The sequence below is a fragment of the Verrucomicrobiota bacterium genome (genome assembly GCA_037139415.1).
Lineage (GTDB): Bacteria > Verrucomicrobiota > Verrucomicrobiia > Limisphaerales > Fontisphaeraceae > JBAXGN01.
Genome location: JBAXGN010000110.1, coordinates 1 through 26344, shown reverse-complemented (window position 1 = coordinate 26344; position 26344 = coordinate 1). Strand labels below are relative to the sequence as shown.

Below are 26344 nucleotides of genomic sequence, written 5' to 3'. Positions count from 1 at the left end.
GACGGCTACGGGCGACCGCTTCCGCCGTTTATCCTTAATCCGTCGTTGCTTCTACGCTCGCTGCAGTGCTTGGGCCAACGCCGGGTTTGGGAAGTGACCTCTCCCGTAGCCGCCGAAGTAATGAGGCGGATTCAGCGGGACGCCCCTTGGCCGCTCCCGCAAAAATGACCCGCCGCGCAAGCCATCCGTCTCCTGACCTCGACGGCTACGGGCGACCGCTTCCGCCGTTTATCCTTAATCCGTCGTTGCTTCTACTGCCGGCGCAGGGCCTGAACCAGCGCGTTCAGCGTATTATATATGGTGCCGGTCTCCCATTGCGTCGGCGGATCGCTCACGGTGAAATCCATCGGCATCACCCCATTACTGTTCGCGCTGCTGTTGGCGATGAGGGCCGCGCTGAGGTTGCTCAGCGCCTCGGCCAACTGCGCAGTGGTGACGGCGTTCGCCTGAAGGGCGGCGACTTGCGCCTCCAGCGCAGCAATACGGGCGCTCTTGTCATCATCCAGGGCCTTGAGGGCGTTGAATTGGGCGCGCAACTCGGCGGCGTCTATCTCAGTATGTTCGACAGGTTTGGTAGGATCAAAAGCCATAGCTGGTTATTGGTTAAGGTTTATTCATTCTTAGTTTCACCGGGTACGCGGATATAAAAATCCAAATCGGACTTCCCGTCAAGTGAGAGTTTAAAAAATAATTTATAAATCAGGCTTGCATGGGGTGAGGGGCTCCGCTACGTTGACACCCGTAAGCCTGAAAGTCACAAAACAAAAAACATTAACCATCCATGACTCATGGCCAGATATAACGAAGCGCGCTATAACTCTACGGCGCGCTATAATGAACCAGTAACCCCAAGAACAAATATGCAACATAACCTTGTCGAAGGAACGATTACCACCCAAGCCGAGGCCGCGATTGATGCCGCCATCGAGGTCATCCGCACCAACCTGCCGATCCTGGTCAGCCTGACACCCACCGAGCGGCGGCGGTTGCCGCATGTCACGCCCGCCTCGCAAGGCATCCTGGAACAGTCGCGGCTGTTCATTCGGAATCACCCCACGGCCATCAGCGGCGACTTTGATCTGGCTGGATTTGATTCGGACATTGCGCTGCAAGAGCCGTGGATGCGGGTGTACACCAAACTGCTGTCCCTGGCCGAGGATGCCAATGACACGAACCTGGCCTTGAACGCCGATTTGTACCATGCGCTGCTGCTGGTTTACGCCGCCGCCAAGGTGGCCAACCGGGATGGTGCCTATGATGCGGACCTGGCCCCCCTCAAAGAGTATTTTGGCCGTCGCGGACGCCGCACCACCCCGGCACCGACGCCGACGCCTCCCCCGGCGTAAGCGTTGCGGTCGGAATTCACGCGGCAGACTTCCCCAATCGGGAACCCGACTTCCTCCATGGCCAAGTGGACCTCCTAAATCGGAGGTCCACTTCCAAAAACACCATCCCAACCTCGTCAAGGAGGAGGCTGACCTCCAAAAGTTGACGTGGACCTCCTAATTGACCAACTCAACTTCCCAACTTACCAAGTCCACCTCTGAATTCAGAAGCTGACCTCCAAAATAACCAGCTCGACTTCCTAAATTTGGAGGTGAACCACAAAATTAGGAACTCGACCTGCAAAAACACCAGCCCGACTTCCCAATTTACCAAGTCCACCTCCAAAATTAGGAGGTGGACTTCCTAAATTAAGAGCCTGACGGTCTAAATCACATGCACATCTTGCTAAAATACAGGCACTTACGCATGAAACGGCCAAAAACATCAAAAACCGGGGATTCCCAGCGTTAATGGCGGGCGTTAAAGTAGTTTCTGGCACCTCGGAGCGGGTGCAGTTGGGTTTATTGGGCGGCTTTCCGGACAATCCTTGAGGCGCTGTTATGGGACTGACGGCACCGTTCACCGACACCGCGAACGCGGTATTCGGTGGAGCGGGTTGTTAAGCGTTCTGTTTATTACAAATTGTCCAAAATGAATCGCACGATCTTCTCTTTCCGTTTCTGAATCAGTTCCTTCGTCCAGAGCGGATTATTCGGATCTGTCAGTTGATGAATCTCGCGGTGTTGCTCCAAATGTGAATAACTGTTTCGCTTTTCGGCAAACGGACTGTTCCCGACGGAGCAGTTGTGGGACTTAGACAATAGTAGATAGTTGCCAAGACAATTCAACAACTGGGCTTTAAAGTCCTCGTCGTATTCGGGATAACCCGCCTCAACAGGTTTCCCGTCTGGCGGGGTTTGCGGCGCGATGTGTTCCAACTCTGGCGCGGTGATACTGTCAAAACGAGTCGGAAGATAACCGCCTTTACCTTGTCCCTTCAAGTGATTCTCATACTTCCAAAGAAGGAATTTTGCGGTGGGGTGGGGAATCCACCCTTGTATTGCGCGACTAAGTGCATCATTGTTCCAGTATGCCCACCAGAGTGACGAGGATTCAACAGTCCGCATCCAATCGATATGCTTTATGATGGGGTCTAAACTGGTGTTCTCTGCAGTGAACTTCTGGTAAACACCATTCAATCGTGAGGGCATATCCGCCCGTGTCCCAACCAGACGTTGACGCAGCAAGATGGATTCGAGTTTTGAACAGAGTACTCCAATCTGTTCAATTGGCAGATTGAACTTGTATGCTTTGATGACGAACGGCAAGGCGACGCCGATGCCGCCCAGCGATACGAGGGAGTGAACACTCTGGTTCTCACGCTCATGTCTGCCGAAGAACACCGTCAGATATTCAAAACTGTCTGCCAGCGATTGTGTGAATGTTTTGACGAACGGGATTGACTCTTTGGAGAGCAAAGAGTTGATTTTATCCAACGCATTGCTCTCCCCGAGCGAGTTGAAATGGACACGCAATGTGTAAACCAAGACTTCGTCCTCGTCTATTCGGTATTCAATCGCGGAGATGGATTTGTAAATTTTCTCAAAACGGTTTTTAATTTCCTCAAGCAAACCGGCTTTCGCTTCACCGGCATAAAGGTGAACATTGAACATGAACTGCGCTTTGATGATTTCCAGATTGGAAGGACGTTTACCCCTGTTGTTCTGGAAGATGAACATCTGGATTGCTTCCGATTCATTTTTTACTGGATGCGTGGTACAGGATGCGCAGCAAACGATATTAAGCATGCGCGTCAGATAGTCTTCGTCTTTATCAGCCAGATGCGCGACAAAAAAATCGAATGCGTTCACGATGCGGCGAGCCGATTCTGTTTCAAGCCCATTGTGGTCGTGCTTGGATTGGTCAATCACATAATCTTTGAAAGGTTGCGAATCATAATCAACCGTCTCAAACCGATAGGTAGAGTTGCGTTTGACCATATCCTCGAACAGTTCCCTCTCCTTTTCGGTCAGTTTCCCCTCCCGCAATGTCGTAAGCCTGCGGAAAAGGGCGGAAAGAAAAATGATGATTGTGGTCAGGCGTTGCTGTCCGTCAATAACCCCGTAAATCCCCGCATGCTCTTCAAAAAGAAAATGTCCGAAATAGTAAGGCGGATTAGCAGCACTTTTCCGGTAGTCTTCCAAGTCTGACAGGAACACATTCACTTGTTTCGGCGATTTGCCGCTATCTTTTTCGGTATCCCATGAATAAGCGCGTTGATACGACGGAACAAAGATTTTTCCTGCCCGAAGCAGGCCGCAGATTGTTGTTGATGCTTCCATTTATGAGTTTCTCCTATGGTTACTTCGCCTAACAGTATTATTGAACGGACTTTTCGTTCGTTGTTTTCGGTTTCCAGTTTTTCGTCATGGTGCTGACAATCCCCTCAAGTGTGCCTGGGGTCAATGGGAAAAAGAGAATCGTTTCAGCACGGGAGGATATAGCGGTTCAGGTTGGACGCTGACGTATCTGGCGGTATGGTTGCGCCTGCACGGCAGCGGGCCAGTACACCCGTTTGCCCTCGCAAAAGCGACCCCGAAAGGAAATGAATGAGTGCGCATGATATGTTAAGTGAAGATGGCCAGGCGATGTTGTTGCTTTGCTCGACCTTGGGCAAGGCGGTCGCGCCGGACATTGAGCCCTATACCATCTCCGAATGGAACCAGTTGGCGCGCAAAATTCACGCCTCACCGTATCAGCGGCCCGCCGCGTTGCTGGGGCAGGGGGCCGCTGAATTGGCGGATGCGCTGCAGGTTACCACCGGCGATGCGGAGCGCATCGTCCGGCTGTTGGATCGCAGCGGCCAGGTGGCCATGGAACTTGAAAACCTCTTTTCCCGAGGGCTCTGGGCGCTGACCCGGATGGATGAACAGTATCCCGCCAAATTAAAGCAGACGCTAAAACATCAAGCACCAACGGTGCTGTTCGGGGCCGGGGATTTGTGCCTGCTGAAGCGCCAGGGCATCGCCGTGGTGGGCTCCCGCAATATTGACGCGGCGGCGGTGGAATTTGCCGCAGAGGCGGGCCGCAAAATCGCCCATGCGCGGATGGCGGTCATCTCCGGTGGAGCCAAGGGCTCGGATCGCATCGGCATGGATGGCGGGTTGAGCGCGGATGGCAAGGCGATCGGGGTTCTGGCGGACAGCCTCGAACGCACTGTGCGGCAACCGGAAGTGCGCCAGTTCCTGCTCGATGGCCAGTTGGTCCTGCTCACCCCGTTCGGGCCGGATGCCGGGTTCACCGTGGGGACGGCGATGGGCCGGAACAAAGTGATCTATGGTCTCTCCGAATACGCCATCGTGGTCAGCAGCGATCTGGAAAAGGGCGGCACCTGGGCCGGGGCGACGGAAGCCTTGAAGGCGCGTTGGTGTCCGGTCTTTGTGCGGCAAGCGCCGGATGCGCCCAAGGGCAATCAGGCCTTGCTGAAACACGGGGCGATCGCGCTGGAATCCCAGCAACTCAACGCTGCGGAAGATTTGCCCGCCTGGCTGGAAGAACACGCCCCGGTCAACCCCCCGGAACAAACGCAAGCCGCATTTGATTTCGGTGGCTGAACCGTTGACAATCTATGGGTAGCAGTCGAATGAGACTCTGACTTTTTCTTCCGGTCTTCATCGTATCGGTGGCCGCTTACGGTTTCCCGCCGTCGGCAAATTTGGGCGTTCGATGGCAACGCTACCCGCCCATCCGGTCCCGTACCGTGGGTATCCCCAGCGGTCGCAGCTTGCCGTGCCTTTGGGATACCATGGCTGATTCGTTTCACTCAGCAAGATGCACCAGACTTGCTTGGCGCACCAGAAACATCACAATTCCCAAGCCGCGTAGCCGCCGCACGTCAGTCGGCGCTGAATTATTTCCCGGTCGAATTCTCTGTGGCGATTTTTGTGTTCCCCAAATTTGCATTTTACAATTTGCAATGCTTGGCTTTTTTACTCGGTGCATCGCTCTCATTCATCCCATAAGTCCCATCCTGAAATATGAAATCTGAGATTTGCTACTCACACGGCCAAACATGGACACCGCCGGACACAAGTCCCCTTTTCATCCATTTGCCGACCTAAGATTTATACATGCCTATCCGCGATTCATCCATTCCCAAGGCCGGGGCGCTATGGCAGGCTGGCCTCACTGTAAAAACAAACTCTTTTTATGGATGACCTGAAAAAACTTTACGATGCCGTCCTCACCGGGGACGCGGCCACCGCCAAAACCATCACCAACACGGCGATTGCCGCTGGCGTCCCACCGCTGAAACTCGTCCAGGAATATATGATGCCCGCGATGGCCGACGTGGGACGGCGCTTCGAGTGCAATGAATATTTCGTGCCCGAGCTGCTGCTATCGGCGCGCGCCATGAAGGCGGCGTTGGAATTAATCAAGCCGCTGCTGATCGCCAGTGGCGCCCAACCGGTAGGCCGCGTGGCCATCGGCACCGTCAAAGGCGACCTGCATGACATTGGCAAGAATCTCGTCGCAGCCATGCTGGAAGGCGGTGGGTTTGAAGTCGTGGACCTCGGTGTAAATGTGGACCCGGCGCGCTTCGTGGCCGCCGTGCGGGAGAAGAATGCGCAGGTCGTAGCCATGTCGGCCCTGCTCACCACCACCATGCCGTCCATGAAAACCACGATTGACGCGCTGCAACAGGCGGGGCTGCGGTCCCAAGTGAAAGTGATCGTTGGCGGCGCGCCTATCACCCAGAAATTCGCGGATGAAATTGGCGCGGATGGATACACCGAAAGCGCCGCTGGCGCGGTGACGCTCACCCACCGCGTTTTAGCCATTTGACTTGGTGAACTAGAAAACACCCACCCGCACGACTTATCCATTCAACACCCCAGACTTTATGCCGAAATTCAATTCACTAACCATCAGTCAGCCGTCCGAACTCCTGTTTGGCACCGCCCCCATACCACTCGTCACCCGGCGCGGCATGAACATCGGCGGCGGGACAGTGTATCCGGAACTGAATTTCACCCTGCCGCCGATGCTGGTGGAGGCCGGCACGATGCCGGAGGTGCGACAGAACTATCAGCAGATCATCACCGGCGCCCTGCAACGCGCGGTGGAACTGGAAGCCCACGGCTTGGTCGTTGAATTCGAGACCCTGCCACCCATGACGGAAAATCCCGCGTGGGGCATCGAATTGACACGCATCCTGCTGGATGCCATGGAGGAAACCCACGCCAAACACGGGCTCAAAAGCGTGCTACGCATCACGCCGAATGACACCCGCGAAATGGTGCGCCCGCCGCGCATGCGCAGCGGCCCGCTATACGAGGCCATGATCAACACCTTTGAAGGCTGCGCCTCCGCCGGTGCGGAACTGCTCAGCATTGAATCAGTGGGCGGCAAGGAGGTGCATGATGAAGCGCTGATGATGGGAGACATTCGCGGTGTCATTTTCGCCCTGGCGGTGCTGGGCGTGCGCGACATGCGTTTTCTTTGGGGCGAATTGAACGGAATTGCCCAAAAACATGGCGTCCACTGCGCGGGCGACACCGCGTGCGGCTTCGGCAACACCGCGATGGTGCTGGCGGAACAGAAAATGATTCCCCGCGTGTTTGCCGCCGTGGTCCGGGCGGTTTCCGCGGTGCGTACTCTCGTGGCCTACGAATGCGGCGCGGTCGGCCCGGGCAAGGATTGCGGTTATGAGAACCCTATCCTGAAGGCCATCACCGGTTACCCCATGGCCATGGAAGGCAAGACCGCCGCGTGCGCGCACCTGAGCCCGCTGGGCAACATCGCCGCCGCGACCTGCGACACCTGGAGCAATGAGTCGGTGCAGAACATCAAGCTGCTGGGCGGCATGGCGCCCACCTGCTATGTCGAACAACTGATTTATGATTGCCGCCTGATGAACCTGGCCCTGGCGGATGGGCGCGACGCGGCCCTGCTCTACCGCAAGTGGATGGTGGCCTCGGATGCTGGCCGCGACCCGCAAGCCTGGATTCTCTCACCGGAAAGCGCTATCGCCATCGCGCAGGCCATCGTCAGTGCGCCCACCCCTTACACGGCGGCCAAAGCCGCCGCCCTGACGGCCCTGCGGCTAATCCGGGAAGCGCATCAGGACGGAGCCCTCACCCTCCACCCGCGCGAGGTGCCTTATCTGGCCCGGCTCCGGCACACCATCGAGGCGATGCCGTCGGGCGAAATGGAGTTCATTGACGAGATGATGGCCGAAGTGGACACCAGCAAGTTCATCGCGGCGGACTACCAACTCGGCTGACCGGCGGTGCGTCTGCACCACCCGCGCCCTGGCATCCCCGGCTGACCGCATAAAGCACGAATTATTTCGTGTTATTACAGTTGCATTTTTCATTGGCCAGGCTATTCATTCACTAGCGGTAGTGCTTATGTTAATGATAAGGTACCCTGAATGAAACTGGTCTGTCTAACGGGTCATCAATGGGCCGGCTGCACCTGTACTCGGTGCGGCAAAGTTCGGGACACGCAGCACGAGGTCGTAAGGCAGGGCGATGGCTGCAAGTTGCGCTGCCAGAAATGCGGGCTGCCGGTTGGCTTTGAGCATGACTGGGAGGGCTGCGCCTGCCAGCGTTGCGGCGAGGAACGGCATCGTTGGCTGGGCGGCAAATGCATCGCTTGCAACCTGCGGGATGACAGCAGTTACTTCATTCACGTCTGCGACAGCGCCGGATTTGTGGTTAAAGCACGATAAGCCGCCGGACTCACCAACGTTTGTAGCCGTTGAGGTAAGGAAACGGACAATTCCGAATTCCGAAATTTCTGGGTCCGTCTCCTTACCTCAACGGCTACGCGGCTTCGCAGGGAAATGTTTCGAGTTGTCGAACACCGGTTCCCCCGATTACCTTGGTTGGCGGTGATCCGCCCCGATTCGAGGCGGGCAACCAATACGAGTGAGCAGGCAAAACAAACATGGCAACGCGCGCGGCGCGGTGGAGCTTATGGAAGAGGCGGTGCATCTTCTGCGCAACGCCACGGCGGCGCACTGGCTGTGCTACTTGATGGGCGCGTTACCGTTCGCCTTGGGCGTATTGTATTTCTGGTCGGACATGAGCCACAGCGGTTTTGCGTGGCAACATGAGACGTATGCCGCGTTGGGCATGACGGCTGGCTTCATCTGGCTGAAGTGCTGGCAATGCGCTTTTGTCTGCCAGTTGCGCGCCCGCCTTTCCGGCCAAGTGGATGTTGTTTGGGACCCGAAACGCGTGGGACGGTTGGTGTCCACGCAAACAGTCATTCACGCCACCGGGCTCTTTATCCTCCCGATTGCCGCAGTGCTCACGCTGCCCTTTGCGTGGGTGTTTAGTTTTTATCAGAATGCCAGTTATACGGCGGATGGCACGAGCGGCGAACTAAAGCCGCTGATAAGCAGAACTGCGGCGTTGACGCGCCCTTGGGCGGCACAGAACCATGCCGTCCTGGGAACCCTTTCCCTGGCGACCGTATTCGTGTTGCTCAACTGGGTCAGCGCGTTTGTGGCCATTCCCATGCTGGCCAAATCGTTGCTGGGCATGGAAAGCGCGTTCACGCTCAGCAGCGCAGCGTATTTGAACACCACCTTTTTTGCCGTTATCGCGCTATTGACCTGGCTGACGCTTGATCCGCTGATCAAGGCGGTTTACCTGCTGCGCTGTTTTCATGCCGAGGCGGTCACCAACGGCGCGGACCTGCTGGCGGAATTGCATCGGCTGCACCCTGGAAACGCAAACAGCGCGCATAATCATGGGCGCGGACAGAGGGTATGAAGCGATTATTTTCCATTCTTCCACTCCTGTCTGTCCTGTTGTATCCCGCCGCTGCAACGCCACTGCCGGCGTCTTCCCCTGCCCCCGCCGTCATCGGTGCCGAGGAAATGGCCAAATCCATTCAGGAGGTCATCCGCCAACGGGAATATACCTGGCGGGTGCCACGCGAGGATGTGCCGAAACCCGAGACCGCCAAAGCCGATGAGCAAAGCTATTTCAGCCAGATGGTGGATTGGGTGGTTGGCGGGCTGAAAAGCACTTTCAAAGCCATTGGCTCGGTCATGGATGAGATTGACCGGCTGGTGGATAAGCTGCTGGGTAAACGCCTGCGTCCACCCACTCCGGATGGGGCCAAAGTGCAGACGGACTGGCTTTCGCCGCTGCGGGTGCTGGTCGTTGTGCTCTGCATCGCGTTGCTCGTGGTGATTAGTGTGTTTGCCTGGCGTGCTTGGAAGCGGCGGCAGCACCATCGAACCAAAGCGACCACCGTGGTAGCAAAGCAGGCCGTGCCGGATTTGCGGGATGACAACGTGGTGGCCAGTGATCTGCCGGGGGATGAATGGCTGCGGCTGGCGCAAACGCTGCTCGCCCAAGGCGAATTACGGTTGGCCCTGCGCGCCCACTACCTGGCCAGCCTGGCGGCCTTGGGGGAGAAACAACTGATTACGCTGACCAAATATAAGTCCAACCACGAGTACGCCCGTGAACTGAGCCGCCGTACCCACGTACTCCCCGAGGTAACAGCGTTGTTTGAAACGCAGGTGCTGGTCTTTGACCGGGCCTGGTACGGCCTGCATGAAGTCACGCGCGACATGCTGTCGGAATTCGCACAGCGCACGGAAAGGATTCGCGCCGCATGAATCACCAACCGGCTAAGCTGATTCTGCTCGTGGGGGTGGCGCTGCTGTTTGCGCTGGGCCTGGCGGATTTGTTTCAATTGCGATTTGGCCGGGGGGACATTTACCCGGAATACAGTTCCTTGCGCACCGATCCCTTGGGAGCCAAGGCGTTTTACGAAAGTTTAAGCCGCCTGCCGGGTCTTGGCGTGCAGCGCAACTACCGCCCCATTCACCGCGCCCGGCAGGATGGCGCCAGCGCGTGGTTCTATCTTGGCGCCGATTATCAAACCTTGCAACAGGAGGGGCGGGATTTGCGTACGGAACTGGAAACCATCACCGCTCAGGGAGGCCGGTTGGTCATCGCCTGCTCGGCGGTCAACGAAGCCACCACGACCAACCAAGTCGCCAAGCCAACCATCACTCGCGGAAAACGCGGCTGGCTGATGGCGACCAATCAACACGGGCTGGAACAGGGATGGCAATTCACCTTTGCGCATCAACAATTGGCAGCCACGAACGAGGTGATGCAACCGGGCAACGCGATTCGAAAGGCGGACCTTGCCTTGCCCGCCGCACTGCCTTGGCATAGCTCCCTCTATTTCGATCAACCCGGCACCAACTGGAACGTCCTTTATGCGCGGGATGGCAAGGCGGTGATCATGGAGCGTCCGTTGGGCAAGGGCAGCGTGGTACTGGTCAGCGATGCCTACCTGTTCAGCAATGAATCCCTGCGCAAGGAACAGAATGCCGCGTTGCTCGTGTGGCTGGTCGGCACACCGGCGCATATTGTCTTTGATGAAACCCACTTGGGCGTATCGGAGGAACCGGGCATCGGTACGCTGATCCGCCAATATCATTTGCACGGGGTGCTGGCGGCGTTGATTGTGTTTGCGCTGTTATTCGTCTGGACAAACGCCACCAGCCTGGTGCCCCCCATAGATGAAACCGCACAAGGAACCGTGATGGGGCGGGATGCAACGGCGGGTTTTTTGAATTTGCTGCGCCGCAACATTCAACCTCGGGAAATCCTGTTTGTCTGCTTGCAGGAATGGCGGCGGTCCGTGGCCCGCGGCAGAAACGAGTACGCGGATCGGTCGGCGCGCATGGAAGCGGCCATCCGGGCGGACGACGAGGCGGGTTTGAGGCGACGAAATCCGGCGGAAACCTACCGCGAGCTTTGCCGCCTTGCAGATGGGAAAAAATGAAGGCGGTCAGTAGCTACTTTTGCCACCTGCTCTGAAGTCCTTTTAAAGCCGTTTCCTTGTAGACAGTCAGGCTAAAGTGAGGAAACTTAAGCCTAGATGCAACGCAGGATGTATAGGGTCGTCAGCCCGATCCTCGGTTGGCTGTGTGGTTGGTTCCTCACGGCCGGTTCGGCGTTGGCATTACCGGGCATTAACGAAGTCATGCTAAACCCGCCGGGCTTGGATGCACCGAACCAGTACGTGGAGTTGCGCGGCACCCCGAATTGGATGTTTCCGGATGGCTCATATTTGATTTCCGTGGAAGGGGATTCTGGCGGTAATCCGGGGACGATTCAAAATGTGTTTGATCTGTCGGGGCGAATGATCGGCGGCAACGGGTTCCTCGTGCTGCTGCAAAAGTCCAACACGTATTCGGTTGTGAACGGGGCGACGGCGTTGGTGAATTCGGATACCGGCACCGGCTTCGGCAGCGGCAATACCAGTTCTATTGGGCACACCGGTGAAGGTGGTCAGACGGATTTGGAAAAGAATTCACTCACGTTTTTCCTGATTCAAACCACCAATAAACCATCCATCGGCACCGATTTGGATACAAATGATGACGGCACGCTGGATGCGCCTGAGGTAACCAGTTGGCTGGTGTGGGATTCCGTAGGGGTGCTGGATAATGACGGGGCGGGAGATATTGCGTATGGTGCCATCACCTTTCGGCGCAACGCTGCCGCCTTGGGTAGCGGGGTGGTCGTGCCGGTCAACTTCACGCCTTCGTATCTTGGACGAACCAGCAATACCACCGGTTCGTCCGCCAGTGATTGGTTGGCCTCAGATAATTTTGGCACCAACGGAACCCCGCCCAATTGGCTGTTGGGCGGTACTGCGGATACGCTGCCGGCAAGTTATGCGGGCCGGGCATTGAACCATATCGGTGGCCCGAATTTCGGCGCGTCCGCCTTTCCCGGAGTGATTCTCACCCCGGCAACGGGTAGTCGCGCGGTAACCGAGGGCGGCGCGACGGACTTTTTTAGCCTGGCGCTGAATACCATGCCCACCGGCATGGTGACGCTCGCTATCCAGTGTGATGCCCAGACGCAAGTGAGCATCAACGGCGGCGTGACTTATTCCAATCGTCTCGAGATCGGGTTGACCAATACAAGCATTATCACCGTGACCATTCGCGCGGTGGATGACACGGATGTCGAGACTGCCACGCATAAAAGTTACATCACCAATAGTGTGGTGGGCACCGGCGATCCGTATAATTACCCGACCAATACGTTGATCCCGCCAGTCAAGGTCAACGTCACGGATAACGATCTGGTGTTGTTAAACGAGTTGAAGGTCAACCCGCCTGGTTCGGATGAACCGTTCGAGTACCTTGAACTGCGTGGAGTTCCCAATGCCGCGCTGACGAATGTTTATCTGGCGGTAATTCTGGGCGATCAAGAGAATGATCCGGGCTATTCCTCACTGGTCTTGGATTTGACTTCCTGCCGACTCGGCACCAACGGGCTGTTGCTGATCATGGCAACCAATCGTCCGTATCAAGTTGCCAGTGGGACCACGGTGGTGCTCGATAGCCATTTCAATAAAGCTGGCGGTTGCCTCCATAATGGCACGGTCTCGTTTCTCTTATTGACGGCCAATACCAAACCGGATGAAGGCGTGGATCTGGATCATGGCGATAACGGCGTGCTTGAGGGATTGCCCGGCAGTGCGACAATTCTTGACGCTGTGGGCTGGGGTGACGGCGGTGCAAACGACATTATTTATGGCGGCGTGGTGTTGACTACGAATTATCCACCGGATGCAGCAGTGCGTTTTCCCACCAACCAGACACCTCTCTCTGCGGCTGCCTGGTTTTATGGGGAATTACTGGGAACAAATGGTAATTCGCTGGTGTTTGATGAAAGCCTGGTAAGCACCAACTTTCCCCCTGCCGCGCCTCTGACACCGGGGGAACCCAATAATACGGTGCCAGTCATTACTCCGGTCGGTCCCATCTGCGGCACGATTGGGGATCCCACCAATCCCAAGGTGTACTTTACAGTCGCGGATGCGGAAACGCCACCGGATGATTTGGTGGTGGCAGCCAGCAGCAGCCAGCGTGTCGTGCCCACCACCAACCTGACGCTTACACCGCTCGGCGGTGGCCTCTGGTCACTGGCAATTGAGCCGATTGGCGTGGGCTATACCACCATCAGCATTTCCGTGAGCGACAACGCCCTGACAAAACAAATAACCTTCCCCTATGCCGCCTCCGCCATGGGGCGTGCCGGCGGCAGATTCCACTCGGGGGCCTCGGATGGCAGCACGGCGCTGGCTGTGGATGCCAACTACATGTTGGTGGGAGACGACGAAAATCAGGTATTACGGCTGTACCACCGCTACCAGAGCGGTCCGCCGGTGTGGCAGACGAATATGACACCCTTTCTGGGGCTTACCGATCTTGCTAATGGGGTGGCGCGCGAGGTGGACATTGAGGCCAGCACGCGGGTAGGCAACCGGCTGTTCTGGCTGGGGGCACATTCCAATTCCAGTCAGACGGAAGGGCGAACGAACCGCAGTCGCATGTTCGTCACCGACCTTTCCGGTTCAGGCACCAACCTCACGCTGACTTACGTTGGCAGATATGATTATCTCAAACTCGATCTGGCCAACTGGGACGCGGCCAATGGGCACGGTAAAGGAGCAAATTATTATGGCCTGATGGCGAGTTCCGCCGTGGGGGTGGATAGCAAGACACCCGGCGGGTTCAACATTGAAGGGCTTGCCATGGCGCCGGACAGCACGAACACGGCGTATCTCGCGTTCCGGGCGCCCATTGTTTCCGCCACCAACCGTACCTTTGCCCTCATTGTGCCAGTCACCAACTTCACCACCTTGGCGGCCAGCACCGGGCCGCCCGGTTCCGCCCGGTTTGGTACCCCCATCGAACTCGACTTGTTTGGGCGTGGCTTTCGTAGCATTGAAGGCGGTCCCGATGGCTATTTGATCATTGCTGGCAGTGCGTTGACAATCTCGAGCCCGTACCCGGATGATTTCAAGCTCTACACATGGACGGGTAATCCTGCGGATGCTCCCCAAGAACGCTCTGCCGACCTCTCCGGGCTGCATCCGGAAGGCATTGTTGAATTACCGCCTGGCCCATGGACCAGTAATACCATGTTTCAGATCCTCAGCGATAACGGGACCCACGTGTGGTACGGGGATGGCATTGACGCAAAACTGTTACCCACACGCGAGTTCCGCAAGTGCCGCAGTGATTGGGTTGCGTTGGGTACACCGGTGCCCCAGGCACCCTTCTTTAAGTCCATCATCAAGACGAACAACGCCGTGGCTTTGACTTGGCGGGCTGCCGCTGGACGCACCTATTTCCTCCAGCATAAAACCAACGCAAACGAATCCACTTGGCACCCACTGACCAACAACCTGTCAGCCACGAATACGCAGGGCACTTTCATGGACCGGACACCTGACCGAGCCAGTCGTTTCTATCGGGTTGGAGCTAATTGAAGCAATTCCTGCGTGGCTCGGGCGAACACCTTAGCTGGAATATTGCTTCACGGATTGGCCTTGGTGGCGTATTGACGACCCAAAAACGGACCGTCGCGCGGAGTCTGGGCAGCCGTGGGACGCATGGTCGTATATTTGTTGGGATCCATGCTGGCCGCATAGGCAATCGTGGCGTCATCCAGCCACCGGTGGCTGGCCACATGACCGTCCGCATAGCAGAAGGTGCTGCTGTTCAGATGGAATACGGCTGGGGAATCAACCAAGCTGGCGTCGGTGAAATTTTTTGCCGGAGTACCGCCGTTCATCATCCACGAATGCTGGTTCTCGCCACGGGGATCATTTTCCTCCACCCACAACATGGTTTCGCTCATGTGCTGCATTTCGGTGCGCTTGGTAAGCTGCGAGGACTCGCCGTTGAGGGTGGCCACGCCGGAGATGCTCGCATACGCGAAGCCCGCCCCAACCGCCAGTTTATAACGATCATCCCCTGGACAATGCAGGATATTAACATTGGGGCAGTAACTGTAAAGTGCGCCTTCGCGGAAACCCTGCTGTACAATCCAGGTTTGCCGCGCATCGGCAGTCAAACCGGTCGGCACTGGGTTGGTAGGCGAATCGCTCCGCCACGGTATATTCCCGGCGGCGTTTTTGGTGGTGTTCATGTTGACAATAAACTCCTCGTTGTCATCGGCGTACATGACCCAAGAGAGTGCCAGTTGCTTTTCACTGTTCAGGCAGGAGACCCCTTGCGCCTGTTTTTTAGCTCTGGCCAAGGCCGGCAACAGCAGACCAGCGAGAATGGCGATGATGGCGATGACCACCAGTAACTCGATCAGTGTAAACGCATGTAGCGGTTTTCTTATCGTTTTCATTTAGCTAGAGTTACTATACGCCGATTGGCCCCGAGCATCAAGTCGAATCTGATGTTAAATTTAAAGGATACACCAATCTGAATTTCCCCGAACTTTCCGCCAAAAGTGAATCGGTTTCCTGGATGACCAAGTCTTCGGTGGCTCCCAATAACTCACGCAGCCGGTATTGCAACCAGGCCCGGTTGGCCGGAGTCAGGGAGGAGCCTTCGCCTGCGATCCGCAGTGTCCATGAACCCCGCTGACGCTCCAATAGTTGGTAATGTGCCAGACCGGGGGTTCCAGCCAGACACGCGTCCACTTGGCGCACGGTAACGCGGGTGCCATCTGGCCGCATCACCGACTCCCGGACGCGCCCATGCACGGTGTACACCGGGTGACCAGTGGCGCAGCTTCGCTCCACCAAGTCGCCGATTCGATACCGGATGAGCGGCATATACTCATTGGTCAGGGTGGTGACCGCCAATTCTCCAATGCCATCATTGTCCGCCTGGATAATTTCGAGAAAAGCCGTTTCCGCGCTGGGGATCAGGTCACCCTGCTCGTCTTCCATCAGCAGATGGCCGGTTTCGGTGGAGCCGTAGAGGTTGTACACCGGCACGCCGAACACGCGTTGCAGGATGCGCCGATGATGGGCGCTGAGAAATTCGTAACTGCACAGGATGAACTTCAGGGTGGGCAGCCGGACGTGATGCCGTTCGCAATAACGGGCGAACAACATGCCATAGACCGGGTCCACATCCAGAAAGTGTGGTGCCCAATCCGTGATTTCCTCCGTCATGCGGGCCAGTTCGGCATCACTCCAGAGAAATGGCTGGCGGGAAAGATTCACGAACAGCGTGTTGCCGAGGGTGCGGTTTGCGCGCGAGGGGCGTCCGGCATAGCAGACCTCTCCACTGCAAAACGGTGGCGTGATGGTGGCGCGGCGAGCCTCTGGATTTTCTGCCAGCACGGCTCGAAGGTGGCGATTCAAGCGCAACGCGCGCGCCTCCTGGGTATCCCACCAGCCGCGCTCCAACAGCAACGGGGTGCGCTCTTCTGAGGTGCCGGAGGTATGTTCGATCTCCACCAAATCCAGTTCCAGCAACGCATCAAGTTCCACGCCGTGCCGCAGGAAATTGCGGGGAAAATTGCGGCGAATATCCTGTTTGGTGATGAACGGCAACCGCTGGAAAGCAGACGTTGTCAGGCGGTCGGGCGGCACTGCACGGGCGGCCTGACGGTACAACGGCACTTGATTCAGCCAACGCGGCAGCAACTCGCCCAGGCATCCCGGCAAGGCGATTTCCTCTAGCAATTCCAGATTGGCAACCATATCATGTCATCCACAAACAGCACCCATGTGCCGCACCAAACGTATCACGCAAACCCGATTTGTAAATTCCAGTCAGAAATATACGGAACCGGACATGACAAACACGTTCGCTGACGACATTTAGATGGGAACTGGTTCCATTTTTTGCCAAGGGCCCCGTACCTTACCGCAGTGTCAACCGGGTATTCACCGAGAACCCTTGCGGATTCCCCACCTTCTGCCAGTGCGCCACGCCGCCGTTCGTGCCCGTCAGACTCATATACCCCAGCCACATCCCGTTGCCACTGTATAACGTCTGATACATCACCACTCTGTTCTTCGTGGTCAACGGCAGAGAGCCCATCAATTTGGTGTTGTTCGTTAACGATCCTGTCAGCGTTACCGCGCCCGAAGGTTGTACCGCCAAACTGAGCGTGCCAATCTGCGTGCCATCCGGTTCGCTCGCTACCGTCACCACGTAATTCGTCTTCACCGCTTTTTTCCATACCAGGTCCGCCCACAGTGCCGAGACCCAATTCGTGCTCTGATTGACCCCCCCGGTTATTCCCCCACCGGCGCTTAATTCCAAGCTCAGCCCCACCTGCAATGCCGGATCTTTGCCGCGCAGGATTACCAGGTTCGTCATTCCGCCCAGACCCAGCGCACCCGATAACGGGTACCCCTTGCCTTGATAAGTCAGTTGCCCCGTGAACGTCCCCTTGTCGGTCACCGTCAATTTCACCGCCCCGCTATTGGTCCAATCCGCCATTGAGACATCGGTGCTCGGACAGAACAGCCCCGCGTAATCCCCTTTGCGCGACAGGAACGCATTGGTCACAAAGTTGGCCACCAGCGTGGTGTTTGAACGCAGGGTGTATTGCAACACTGCTTTGTTGGTCAACACCACGCCACCGCACACCCAGTTCGAGAAAAGGCTTCCCGTCAATGGCGCAGCGGTCAAGGAGTAGTTCTTTCCGACTTCCAGGAGGCTGTTGGTGGACGGAGTTACTTTACCCAAACCGGTGCCGCCATTCAGCACTAGCAACAGGTTGGTCACCACGTAATTCACCTTCACCGTGTTCGTGAGTGAATAATTCTCCGCCGTGTCTTTGGCATACACCCGGATAAGGTTGGTGCCCGCCAGCAGATTGGTCACGGTCGTCTGCCAATTGGTGGTTCCGCCAGCCGTTTGCCACGGGGCATTGTTGACCTGATAATATACCCCGGCGAGCGAACCACCGGTGTCCGCCACTTTGCCAGTGACCAGCACCGTGTCATTGCTCACGCGGGCATTGGGCAGTGGCTTGAGGATCGTCAGACTGGGTTTCACCCCATCCACCGTCAAAATCGCCAGGGCACTAGTCGCACTCCCCATGACATTCGTAACGATGACCTGATACTTGCCAGCCTGGCTGACGCTGACACTATGGATGGCATAAACCGCGTTACTCGCACCGGCCACCGGCACACCATTTTTCGTCCAGCGATAGCTTAGGGGACGATCTCCCACGGCCTGAACTTCCAAAGCCGCAGGCTGCCCGATGTGCCGCACCAGACTTTGTGGGTGTAGAAGGATAACGGGAGCTGTCAGCGTCAGCATGACCACATCACTCGTGGTGCTGCCGTAATGGTTTGTGACCACCACGGTGTAACCACCCACCTGGCTTGCCTGCACGTTGGAGATAACCAGTGTGTCGTTGGTGGCATGCGCCAAGTTCGTACCGTTCATGCGCCATTGATAAAATAGCGGCGGTGACCCGGAGGCGGAAACGCTAAAAGTTACCGGCATGCCTGCGGTTACCATCTGGTTGGTCGGCGGATGCGTGATGGCAGGAGGGACTGGAGGTATTTGCTGGAGGGCCGTCAACCGAACGTAGTTGGTCCCATAGCTCAGCGCAAAAATCGGAGCCTCATTCTCGCTTGGCAGCAGCACGGTATCAAAAACTCCGGCCACCGAGGCGCCTTGGATAATGTCGAACACCGCCCCCACTTGAAAACTGGCGTCCGGCCGCACTTGGATCTGCAACTGCCCCCCGACTTGAATCGCGCCATCAGCAATCAGGCGATCATATTTCTGCCCCGCCACACGACTGATCTCGGCAAGCAGGCTGCCGGTCTGGTGATAACCCCCGGTAACTTCGATCAAGCCACAGGGATTGCCGGGGCTAAGGAGGCCCTGATTAAGCAGATCGCCAGTGATAGTGACATCGCCCGAAAACATTTGGCCGGGACCAATCGTCAACTGACTCACACGCATTGACCCACCCTCGGAAACAATATCCGGCGAAGTCAAGGGGGCGTTGAGCACCAACTCGCCGCGATTGACCAGCCGATTCGTGGTCGTTAGGGGCGCATTGACCTCCATTCTCCCGGAATTCTGAATGTTGCCTGAAACCAACAGCGTGCGATCCAGAATCAGCCGTCCCTGATTCACCAGCGTCCCGTGAATCTCCACTGGGGAATCGCTGGACCCGGCAAAGCCCGCATAAGGAACCGTATGCAAGGTGCCACCCGAACCCACTACCACGTCATTCTCCACCACGACCGACCAGCGTCGCCAGTAGTCCGGCTGATGATAGCCCGACGTGAATTCCAGAACTGCTCCGTCGCGGACCTGCAAGGTGCCGCGTCCGTAAATCGCTGTGCGCATATCGTGGTTGGCCGCACCGAGCCAGTTGGGAGTCCACAGCGTGGTGCCAGCACCTGACAGATCAATCAGCCCGTTGTTGGTCAATCCAGCTTCAGGAACATGACACCGAATTCCATCACCAACCAACAGCCGGGCATCAGCACCGATGGTCGGCGTCAAGGTGAACGCGCTGTTGCTGCCCGATAAAGTGACGGTACCAACGCATAGGCTGGTATCAAACGTACCAGTACCCGACACCTGCAAGCCATCAGCCATGATGGTCGTCCCGGCGGTGGTTCGCAAGTTGGCCTGGGCCAATGACAAGGTTCCCCCCAAGCGGTTTGTGTGGCCCCCTTGCAAGATAAGTTCGGCTCCCGCGACCTGGATTCTGCCCGTGCTCTCCATGAATCCGGAGACCCATAGCGTGCGGTCAAGGTTCATTTGTCCCTGATTAATCAGGGTGCCACGAATCTCCACCGGGGAATCACTTGACCCGCCCACGCCTGTATAGGGAGCCGTGTGCAACGTGCCGTCGGCACCCACCAACAAATCATTTTCCACCACCACCGACCAACGCCGCCAATAGTCTGGTTGGTGATACCCCGCCACAAGTTCGAGGAGTGCTCCATCACGCACTTGCAATTTGCCCCGACCGGAAATGGTCGTGCGCATATCATGGTTGTTGGCTCCCAGCCAGCCAGGGCTGCCGAGGCGGGTGCCGGCCCCGGTAATATCCAACGTACCGCCGTTATAAAAGCCGCCCTCAGTCAATTGGATTTGCACCGCCGGCCCGATTTGCATCTGCCCGTAATCCAGCTCGCCCAAGAGGGTAAAAGAATCCCCCGACTGGCCCAAACGCACATTTCCATCCAGAAACCGGAGATTCACAGTTCCCTGACCGGTGATCTGCAGGTTCTCCGCAACGGCTTTGGTTTGATCGCCGAATTCCAGCGACGCGGAAGCATGTTCCAAAAGCACATGGCCACCCAACACGGACAGCGCCGGTCCCTGAAGCCTCAGCCAGCCAGTTTCGTAGTGGTTGTCTTTTGGATTATCCGCCAGCGCGATCAACGCGCGCCGAATATGCAGATCGCCATGATTGACCAACGCCCCGCGTATCTCCAGCGGGTTTTCCACTTCGATGACGCCCTGGCTCTCAAGTGTCCCCAGAAACCGGGTGGGCACGGTACTGTCAACGAACTGCCCATAGACCTGCAGGTTGGTGATGGCCCGGGTGAGAAATCGTGTATCAGGGTCCAGCCGCAGACGGGCGGGATCGGTTTCCGACTCGGGCATCCGGGCGTAACGTCCCCAGCGGGCCCAGTACGTGCCCGGCATGTCTCCCACAAACTGGCCGGCCATCAGCATGATGGCGGGCTGCTGTTCCGCAGACACTGGCTGGCCGGATTGCAAATCCAATATCCGGCGGAGCCAACGATCGGGCTTGTCATCCACCATCGGTGGCAATTGGGCAGACGATACCTGCAACAGCGTGCTGTACGTCAACGACGGTGACCGGACCAATTCCCGGTTGTCGTACCAATTCCGCATCCGGGCGTCGGTACGTGCGGTATGGTCCACTGCCCCGTTGGCATTCAGGGAGGTCTCCAGCCAGTCCACTTGGGGCTCGACCACTCCGGCAATGGTCCCATGATTATCCAGCAGCGTGCGGACGGTGACCAGCTTGCCGGTGGCGGTTTGCAAGGATGCCCCCGCTTCAACGATCAGGCTTTCGACTATAGTCGTCTGGGCAACCTGAACCGCCACGCCCGGCGGAAGCAGCACATGGAACTTCACTTCGCCGGTGACCGACAGGCTGACCGGATGGACAGCAAGGAAATCGTCCAACAATGGTTTTAATTCGGCTGGGCCAGTGGCAACGGTCGCCATGGTCAACGGCAGGACATTCACAGCCACGCCAGCCTCGCTGGGGCCATTGGGCAGGATGGTCGTCCACAGGTTGGTGACCGGCACGCGAAGGGTTTCCGTGGCACTACTGTCAGCCAAGACCGTGCCCTGGCTATCCACTACCTGAAATCGCCAGTTGCCAAAACGCATCACCGGAATATCCCACGCTTGCGCGTCAGCCCATTTGGTGCTGCCGGGGCGGCACCTCAGCGCGAGCTGTGCGGGCAGCAGCCCAAGCGTGCTACCGTCTGTGTCCACTGCCAGCACCTGCGACACCTGCCCGCCAGCATTCGTGGCCACGATGCACTTGACCCAGAGCTGGCCGTTCACCGGCCAGTCCCAACTGGCGGGTGGAAGTCCCGCCACCAATACGGTCGTAGCGCAGACCATCACCGTGGCTGCGAACACCTTGCGTTGGTTGGCCGCATAATGCAGTCCGGTCGCGAAATATTGTTTGAAGGATGAGTTCATGGCATTTGTCCCGGGTTATCTTTTTGGTTGGCAGGTTTGCGGCGGTGCGGCAGCCATGATCGTCATCCACACGGCAACGCACAGGTTAGCTTGGCGGTTTTCATTTTTTTCCGGTTATAATCTGCAAAGTGATAACGCAAAGAAGGCATTTTCATGCAGCGTCCGTCGCGCAGTCACACTACCATTCTCCACGCCGGGCCGCAGTGCCAAATCTGAATTACCGGGGCGTGCCTGACCTGAAACCGCCATGCAAATGCATAATGCACAGTCTTTCCAAGACGGCCACCATCTTACTTCGCACGTTTCACATGAAAACTAATTGCTTGTGTTCCTAAAAGTCAAGCACAACAACTACAAAATTTTATACCTATTGCCAGTCCGTTGTAGCCTTCTAGGCTCGCGATTTGATATGCTACGGCAATAATAACTTTGGATTCACAGAAAACCCTTGCGAGTTATCCACACGGTTGGGCAACTTCTGCCAATGCGCTTGCCCACCACGGTTGGTACCCACCAGACGCACATATCCTAGCCACATCCCCTTGCCGCTATACAACGTCTGACACATCACCACTTCCTGTTGCCGCGTCAACGGCAGGGAACCCGTCAGCTTGGTTTTGTCCGACAAGGTTCCCCCCAACGTCACCGTTCCCGTAGGTTGCACCGCCAAGGTCAAGTTGCCGCCATTGGTCCCGCCCGGCCCCGTTTCAACCAGGATCGTGTAGTTCGCCTTTTGTGCCTGCTTTAATACTTGGTCCGCCCACAAATCAGAGGTCCAAGCCAGGTTATTCTGTTGGACGGTACCGGATACTTCACCGCCGCTGCCCAAGTCCAACGCCAACCCAATCTGCAATGCTGGGTCTTTGCCGCGCAGGATTACCAGGTTCGTCATTCCGCCCAGACCCAGCGCACCCGATAACGGGTACCCCTTGCCTTGATAAGTCAGTTGCCCCGTGAACGTCCCCTTGTCGGTCACCGTCAATTTCACCGCCCCGCTATTGGTCCAATCCGCCATTGAGACATCGGTGCTCGGACAGAACAGCCCCGCGTAATCCCCTTTGCGCGACAGGAACGCATTGGTCACAAAGTTGGCCACCAGCGTGGTGTTTGAACGCAGGGTGTATTGCAACACTGCTTTGTTGGTCAACACCACGCCACCGCACACCCAGTTCGAGAAAAGGCTTCCCGTCAATGGCGCAGCGGTCAAGGAGTAGTTCTTTCCGACTTCCAGGAGGCTGTTGGTGGACGGAGTTACTTTACCCAAACCGGTGCCGCCATTCAGCACTAGCAACAGGTTGGTCACCACGTAATTCACCTTCACCGTGTTCGTGAGTGAATAATTCTCCGCCGTGTCTTTGGCATACACCCGGATAAGGTTGGTGCCCGCCAGCAGATTGGTCACGGTCGTCTGCCAATTGGTGGTTCCGCCAGCCGTTTGCCACGGGGCATTGTTGACCTGATAATATACCCCGGCGAGCGAACCACCGGTGTCCGCCACTTTGCCAGTGACCAGCACCGTGTCATTGCTCACGCGGGCATTGGGCAGTGGCTTGAGGATCGTCAGACTGGGTTTCACCCCATCCACCGTCAAAATCGCCAGGGCACTGGTCACACTCCCCATGACATTCGTAACGATGACCTGGTACTTGCCAGCCTGGCTGACGCTGACACTATGGATGGCATAAACCGCGTTGCTCGCACCGGCCACCGTCACGCCATTTTTCGTCCAGCGATAACGGAGCGGTTCGGTGCCACCGGCTTGCACCAGCAGTTGGGCGGATTGTCCAGGGCGTAAAACCCGGCTCAGCGGCTGGGCGATAATGGTGGGCGGCAATATCACTGTCAACCCCGCCACGGCGCTGGTCACGCTGCCATAATCATTGGTTACGACGACCGAGTATTGCCCGACATCACTGAGTTGCGCGCTGGCAATCGTGAACGTGGAATGATTGGAGGCCGACAAATTCAGTCCGTCTTTTCGCCATTGATAAAATAGCGGCAGCGACCCGGAAATGGCGACTCGAAAGGTTGCCGGTGAACCCACGGTAACCGCCACGTCAGTGGGTTGCAGGGCCATGGCTGGGGGTGTCGCCGGCATATTCCACACTGCGGTTGGCAAATCGCCAAGCGAAGGACCCCAGCCCGTGGTTTCCGGTAAGAAATAAGCGGTCGCGCCATTATCACCCGCAAACACATTGATACCAACCCCGGGCGCGTCGCCCCTGAAATAAACCCCGGTCAGGCTGCTGCAATTTTCAAACGCAGAATCACCAAGGTTGGTGACGCTGTCACTGATGGTAACATTGGTCAGGCTCGTGCAGGCATAAAATACCGAGTTTTCGAGGTGGGTGACACGATTGGGAATCGTGATCCTAGTCAGGCTCGTGCAGGCATAGAACGCCAGACTGCCAATGCGGGTGACGCTATTGGGGAACGTGACGTTCGTCAGGCTCGTGCAGAAAGAAAATGCATAATCGCCGATATTGCTGACGCTGCCGCCCAGCGTGACGTTCGTCAGCTTGGAGCATCCCGAGAACGCGTTAAACCCGATGCTGGCAATACTGCCAGGGAGCACGACGCTCGTCAAACCACTGCTGCCGGCAAACGCTCCGTCCCCAATGCTGGTGACCACCCGGCCATCAATCGTGCCTGGGATGATCGCCGCTCCGCCGAAATCGGTGTACCCCGTAATGGTAATCTTACCGTTATTGGTCACGTAATCGTATTGCGCCCACCCCGCAACGGGCAGCGTCAAGAGCAGCAGCAGCGACAGCCACCTCGCAGCGCGACCGACGATTACATGCCCAGCCACTATCTCCAGGTTCATTATCTGCGTAGGTACAGAAAATTGTTGTTGGTAATAATTCACCAAGGTCATGGTAGTTTCCCCCTTAACCTCCGTCAAGTGCCCAATAAAAAAGCACCTTGGGGTTTTCGGTCTGGCTACTGCCCCACCAGCACCACTTGCAGGTTCACTCGATCGATGGCAAACCGTTTACCCGGCGGGGCGAGGGGCAGTTTTTTTATATATTGCTTGGCGACCAATTCTTCAAAGTTGTTGGGGAGACGCCCATTAACGTCCAGGAATCGGCGTAACGCCACCGTCACTTCCATTTGGGTAGCGTACTGCTGCGCGCCAGTGGAAGGGACGGGGGCGGTGGGTAGATGGTCCGCTGCCGTTGCAGGCGTATCGGGTATGGTTGTCACTGTTGGCACTGGGGCCGCCACAGATACGGGTGCGGGTGGAGTTGTCGGGGCGGTAGCGGCTGTTGCGGAAGCTGGCTGGGTCTCCGCTTCCGGCGATGAGATTAGTGGGGCAGTGGGTGCTGCCGGCTTGCTGCAGCCGGACAGCAGCAACAGGGGCAAACCGATCAGCAACAGTGAATGAGGTCTCATAGCAGCACTGGGGTTAAAAGGCTGGATCGTAAGAGGCCGTCCAAGGGGTAGCCCAGGAATCCGTACTGGGCAATAAACCATAATCGTAACTCCGGATCTTGATGCCTTTACGATACTCAACATGACCATCGCCAAACACTAGGTTCCCGCCTTGAGTGTGCAAACTCGAATAATGTTCCTTGCTACCTTCGGTGACCTCCACAGGGTCGGTATTGTGCCAAGTGATGTACTTGGGTTTTGCAAAAGCCGGCCGCAAATAGGCCACGGATCGCGTCTCCCAAAGCTCTTGCAAGTAGATGAGATCGGAGGTCCGGGGTATGGCGCTGATTTTACGGTTCATGATGACCGCGTTTCCCAAATAACTGGTCGCATCGTTGGTGTTACCACCAGGGCCCGCTACCCCATTTCCCTGCTTAGCGAAGGGGCAAACGAAGGTAACTGAATTTGTGCTCAGGTACGGCTGCAGAACATTGAGAAAGTTCGGAGTGGCCGAATGGGCGAAGTTGGCGACGTCGTTGGTTTGCGGCGGAGTACGATCCTCGCTGTCGCCCACATACATGTAGAGGGACAACCCGACTTGTTTGAGGTTGTTCACGCACGAGATTTGTTTGGCCTTGGCCTTGGCCTTGGCTAATGCCGGCAACAATAAGCCAGCCAGAATGGCAATAATGGCGATGACGACCAGCAGTTCAATCAACGTGAACGCGCCACGTTTGGCTACCGGAATGGTTTTAATTCGGGTTCTCATACGCTGCTAATTCTTAGCGGTGACAAGAACACTAAACACCCAAATGCCCCAGAGTGCAATCTGTTTTTGCACTCTGTTTTTTTGAGCAGCGCGTATTCATGAAGGGGTGGTTAGAGTTTGGGATGGTTTCCACCACCAGCACGGGATGGCCATAGCGCGCCTGCCAGTCGTCGCTAAGTACTCGATGGCGTTAATAAAATGACGTATTAAATTGCATCTTTCTGCCCAGGATGCTAGGTGTTATGTATGTTTAAAACACATACATAATATGCCTAGGAAAAGTCCATATCAAATCGTACTCTCGCAACAAGAACAGGGTGATTTGGAAGCAATGGCAAGACGTTATACGTCATCGTATT

The 26344-nt window shown here is 56.7% G+C and carries 17 protein-coding genes; 9 read left to right on the top strand and 8 right to left on the bottom strand.

The genetic code is table 11. The features are described from left to right. Positions 1–251: 251 nt before the first annotated feature. Positions 252–590: a hypothetical protein gene (locus WCO56_18465; protein MEI7731564.1), complete on the bottom strand. Its 339-nt coding sequence runs from the start codon at positions 588–590 to the stop codon at positions 252–254. Between the two features lie 270 nt (positions 591–860). On the opposite strand from WCO56_18465, the gene WCO56_18460 reads away from it, so the two are divergent. After that, positions 861–1346, top strand: coding sequence for a hypothetical protein (locus tag WCO56_18460; protein MEI7731563.1), 486 nt, complete (start codon positions 861–863; stop codon positions 1344–1346). A gap of 615 nt (positions 1347–1961) precedes the next feature. Here WCO56_18460 and WCO56_18455 read toward each other — a convergent pair. Beyond that, positions 1962–3668 (bottom strand): DUF262 domain-containing HNH endonuclease family protein, encoded by a 1707-nt coding sequence (locus tag WCO56_18455; GenBank protein ID MEI7731562.1) that lies wholly within the window; start codon positions 3666–3668, stop codon positions 1962–1964. 267 nt (positions 3669–3935) lie between these two features. Between WCO56_18455 and WCO56_18450 the strand changes: the two genes are divergently transcribed. The 8 genes from WCO56_18450 (at position 3936) to WCO56_18415 (ending at position 14670) form a co-directional block, all read left to right on the top strand. After that, on the top strand, positions 3936–4940 hold the full coding sequence (locus WCO56_18450) for a DNA-processing protein DprA (GenBank protein ID MEI7731561.1): 1005 nt from the start codon (positions 3936–3938) through the stop codon (positions 4938–4940). A 595-nt stretch (positions 4941–5535) separates the two neighbouring features. After that, the gene (locus tag WCO56_18445) at positions 5536–6171 is read left to right on the top strand and encodes a corrinoid protein (protein ID MEI7731560.1); all 636 of its coding nucleotides are present in this window, start codon (positions 5536–5538) and stop codon (positions 6169–6171) included. 58 nt (positions 6172–6229) lie between these two features. Further along, positions 6230–7612, top strand: a complete 1383-nt coding sequence (locus WCO56_18440) for a methyltransferase MtaB domain-containing protein (GenBank protein MEI7731559.1) — start codon at positions 6230–6232, stop codon at positions 7610–7612. Positions 7613–7762: 150 nt separating this feature from the next. Further along, positions 7763–8062: a hypothetical protein gene (locus WCO56_18435; protein MEI7731558.1), complete on the top strand. Its 300-nt coding sequence runs from the start codon at positions 7763–7765 to the stop codon at positions 8060–8062. 199 nt (positions 8063–8261) lie between these two features. After that, positions 8262–9113, top strand: a complete 852-nt coding sequence (locus WCO56_18430) for a hypothetical protein (GenBank protein ID MEI7731557.1) — start codon at positions 8262–8264, stop codon at positions 9111–9113. Next, complete coding sequence (locus WCO56_18425; GenBank protein ID MEI7731556.1) at positions 9110–9973, top strand: DUF4129 domain-containing protein; 864 nt, start codon at positions 9110–9112, stop codon at positions 9971–9973. Before WCO56_18430 ends, WCO56_18425 begins: the two co-directional genes overlap by 4 nt. Beyond that, positions 9970–11157 (top strand): DUF4350 domain-containing protein, encoded by a 1188-nt coding sequence (locus WCO56_18420; protein MEI7731555.1) that lies wholly within the window; start codon positions 9970–9972, stop codon positions 11155–11157. The genes WCO56_18425 and WCO56_18420 overlap by 4 nt, the downstream gene beginning before the upstream one ends. Before the next feature lie 96 nt (positions 11158–11253). Beyond that, positions 11254–14670: a hypothetical protein gene (locus WCO56_18415; GenBank protein MEI7731554.1), complete on the top strand. Its 3417-nt coding sequence runs from the start codon at positions 11254–11256 to the stop codon at positions 14668–14670. 47 nt (positions 14671–14717) lie between these two features. Here WCO56_18415 and WCO56_18410 read toward each other — a convergent pair whose 3' ends face one another. From WCO56_18410 to WCO56_18385, 6 genes are all read right to left on the bottom strand, one after another. Then, positions 14718–15542: a type II secretion system protein gene (locus WCO56_18410; GenBank protein ID MEI7731553.1), complete on the bottom strand. Its 825-nt coding sequence runs from the start codon at positions 15540–15542 to the stop codon at positions 14718–14720. A gap of 37 nt (positions 15543–15579) precedes the next feature. Further along, a complete protein-coding gene (locus WCO56_18405; GenBank protein ID MEI7731552.1) occupies positions 15580–16854 on the bottom strand; it encodes a hypothetical protein in 1275 nt (424 codons plus the stop codon). A 163-nt stretch (positions 16855–17017) separates the two neighbouring features. Continuing rightward, a complete protein-coding gene (locus WCO56_18400; protein MEI7731551.1) occupies positions 17018–21841 on the bottom strand; it encodes an immunoglobulin domain-containing protein in 4824 nt (1607 codons plus the stop codon). A 412-nt stretch (positions 21842–22253) separates the two neighbouring features. Further along, a complete protein-coding gene (locus WCO56_18395) occupies positions 22254–24668 on the bottom strand; it encodes a leucine-rich repeat protein (protein ID MEI7731550.1) in 2415 nt (804 codons plus the stop codon). A 116-nt stretch (positions 24669–24784) separates the two neighbouring features. Next, complete coding sequence (locus WCO56_18390) at positions 24785–25048, bottom strand: hypothetical protein (GenBank protein MEI7731549.1); 264 nt, start codon at positions 25046–25048, stop codon at positions 24785–24787. A gap of 202 nt (positions 25049–25250) precedes the next feature. Continuing rightward, positions 25251–25985: a type II secretion system protein gene (locus WCO56_18385; GenBank protein MEI7731548.1), complete on the bottom strand. Its 735-nt coding sequence runs from the start codon at positions 25983–25985 to the stop codon at positions 25251–25253. Positions 25986–26344 lie beyond the last annotated feature (359 nt).